The organism is Hydrocoleum sp. CS-953, from assembly GCF_002260545.1.
Classification (GTDB): domain Bacteria; phylum Cyanobacteriota; class Cyanobacteriia; order Cyanobacteriales; family Microcoleaceae; genus Trichodesmium.
Genome location: NZ_LGSU01000182.1, coordinates 1 through 2,357 on the forward strand (window position 1 = coordinate 1; position 2,357 = coordinate 2,357).

Here is a 2,357-nt window from a genome sequence, read left to right on the forward strand (position 1 = left end):
ATCTGTGTAGAGCGCTCAGTCGAGATGATAGTGGGTCTGTTAGGAATACTCAAAGCTGGTGGTGCCTATGTGCCCCTCGACCCCAACTAAAAAGCAGTCCGAAAAGATTAGTTATTTTTTTAAAGTTAATAAAACAAGAAGGCTGAAACAATGTCTAAAGAAATCTTAATTACTAGAGGGCAGGTAGTAATAGTCGATGAACAAGACTATGAAGAATTATCAAAATATAAATGGTATTTGATAGACGGGTTTGCTGCCAGAACAATAAAAAAAGATGACAAAAGAACCACTATCTATATGCACAGAGTGATTATGGATGCTCCTATGGGTGTATCTGTTTATCATATTAATCACAATAAACTAGATAATCAGCGAGAAAATTTACGCTTAGTTAAAGGAAGTGCGCGAATGCACAGGAGACCTAGTGTCAAACATTCATCTAAATACCGAGGAGTGTATTGGTGTAAAGANGAGTGATTATGGATGCTCCTATGGGTGTATCTGTTTATCATATTAATCACAATAAACTAGATAATCAGCGAGAAAATTTACGCTTAGTTAAAGGAAGTGCGCGAATGCACAGGAGACCTAGTGTCAAACATTCATCTAAATACCGAGGAGTGTATTGGTGTAAAGATAAACGTAAATGGATAGCAGAAATTAAAGTTTACAAAAAGCAAATACGTTTAGGTCGTTTTGAGGTGGAAAAAGATGCAGCTATTGCTTATGATGAAGCAGCAAGAAAGTATTATGGTTCTCTAGCTAGAACAAATTTTGCTACAAATAATGTAGAAATAATAGAAGAACCTTCCCTAGAAATTAATAGAGATAGATAATGCAATATCGACGCTTCGGGCGAACAGAATTATCAATGCCAGTATTTTCCTGTGGTGGAATGAGGTATCAATATCAATGGCAAGATGTTCCTAAAAATCAAATTCCACCAAATAATCAAGAAAACTTAGAAAATACAATTCGTCGCTCCCTAGAATGTGGCATTAACCATATAGAAACAGCTCGTGGTTATGGTACATCTGAAATGCAACTGGGAGAAATTTTACCCAAACTACTACGGGAAAAATTGATTGTTCAAACAAAAGTTAGTCCAAGCGCCGATCCCCAAGAATTTGAAGGTAAGTTTCAGCAGTCTCTCCAATTTTTACAACTAGAATATATTGATTTGCTGGGCATACATGGGATTAATACCTTAGAACTATTAAACTACTCTATTAGACCAGGAGGTTGTTTAGATATAGCTAGAAAATTACAGAGGGAGGGAAAAGTCAGATTTATTGGTTTCTCGACTCATGGTCCTACTGATGTGATAATTAAAACTATACAAACAAATCAATTTGACTATGTTAACCTACACTGGTACTACATTAATCAAAGTAATTGGTCGGCAATAGAAACTGCTAAAAAGTTTGATATGGGAGTATTTATTATTAGTCCTTCTGATAAGGGTGGTAAACTGTATCAACCACCACAGAAATTAATAGATTTATGCTATCCACTTAGTCCTATAGTGTTTAACAATTTATTTTGTTTGAGTCATCCCCAAGTCAATACATTGAGTTTGGGAGCATCAAAACCAACAGATTTTGATGAACACTTAAAAACATTAGAATTTTTAGATAAAGCAGATGAGATACTACCACCCATATTAATCAGACTAGACCAAGAAGCGATCGCTCAACTGGGAGAAAATTGGTGCAAAACTTGGCATATTGGTTTGCCTACTCCAGAAAATACTCCTGGAAATATTAATATTCCTGTGATTTTATGGTTAAGAAATTTGGCGATCGCCTACGATATGTTGGAATATGCTAAGATGCGCTATAACTTATTGGGTAATGGNCTACCACCCATATTAATCAGACTAGACCAAGAAGCGATCGCTCAACTGGGAGAAAATTGGTGCAAAACTTGGCATATTGGTTTGCCTACTCCAGAAAATACTCCTGGAAATATTAATATTCCTGTGATTTTATGGTTAAGAAATTTGGCGATCGCCTACGATATGTTGGAATATGCTAAGATGCGCTATAACTTATTGGGTAATGGTAGTCATTGGTTTCCTGGTGCAAATGCTGAACAAGTAGAAAAATATGATTTGAGTAAATGTCTTGCCAAGAGTCCCCATGTTGATAAAATTCCAAATATTATTCAAGATACTCATCAACTACTAGGAGGAACACCAGTAGAACGTTTGTCTCAAAGTTAATTTTTTTATTACTTTCATTGATTTAATGTTTTCGGACTGTTTTTTCACGGACAATTGCTAACACTTCATCTGTACCACTTTTAACGTAACGAGCTTCATAATGATAGAGGCGATCGTTGATAAAAGTAGAATA

General features: G+C 35.5%; 3 protein-coding genes and 1 pseudogene. All 4 read left to right on the forward strand.

Annotation, left to right across the window (positions count from 1 at the left end):
* Positions 1 to 324 precede the first annotated feature (324 nt).
* Positions 325 to 470, forward strand: a 146-nt coding sequence (locus AFK68_RS44030; protein WP_371357193.1) for an HNH endonuclease, incomplete at its 3' end; no start/stop codon positions are given.
* A gap of 21 nt (positions 471 to 491) precedes the next feature.
* Positions 492 to 836, forward strand: a complete 345-nt coding sequence (locus tag AFK68_RS44035) for an AP2 domain-containing protein (RefSeq protein ID WP_371357194.1) — start codon at positions 492 to 494, stop codon at positions 834 to 836.
* A partial coding sequence (locus AFK68_RS01480) for an aldo/keto reductase (RefSeq protein ID WP_094671072.1) occupies positions 836 to 1,857 on the forward strand: 1,022 nt, incomplete at its 3' end. The genes AFK68_RS44035 and AFK68_RS01480, both read left to right, overlap by 1 nt.
* 1 nt (position 1,858) lies before the next feature.
* Positions 1,859 to 2,224: pseudogene (locus AFK68_RS40855) on the forward strand (aldo/keto reductase); the annotation flags it as partial.
* Between the last annotated feature and the right edge of the window lie 133 nt (positions 2,225 to 2,357).

Bases quoted from the DNA above. Each gene is read 5' to 3' on its own strand.
- AFK68_RS44035 (WP_371357194.1), top strand. From the start codon at position 492: ATGGGTGTATCTGTTTATCATATTAATCACAATAAACTAGATAATCAG.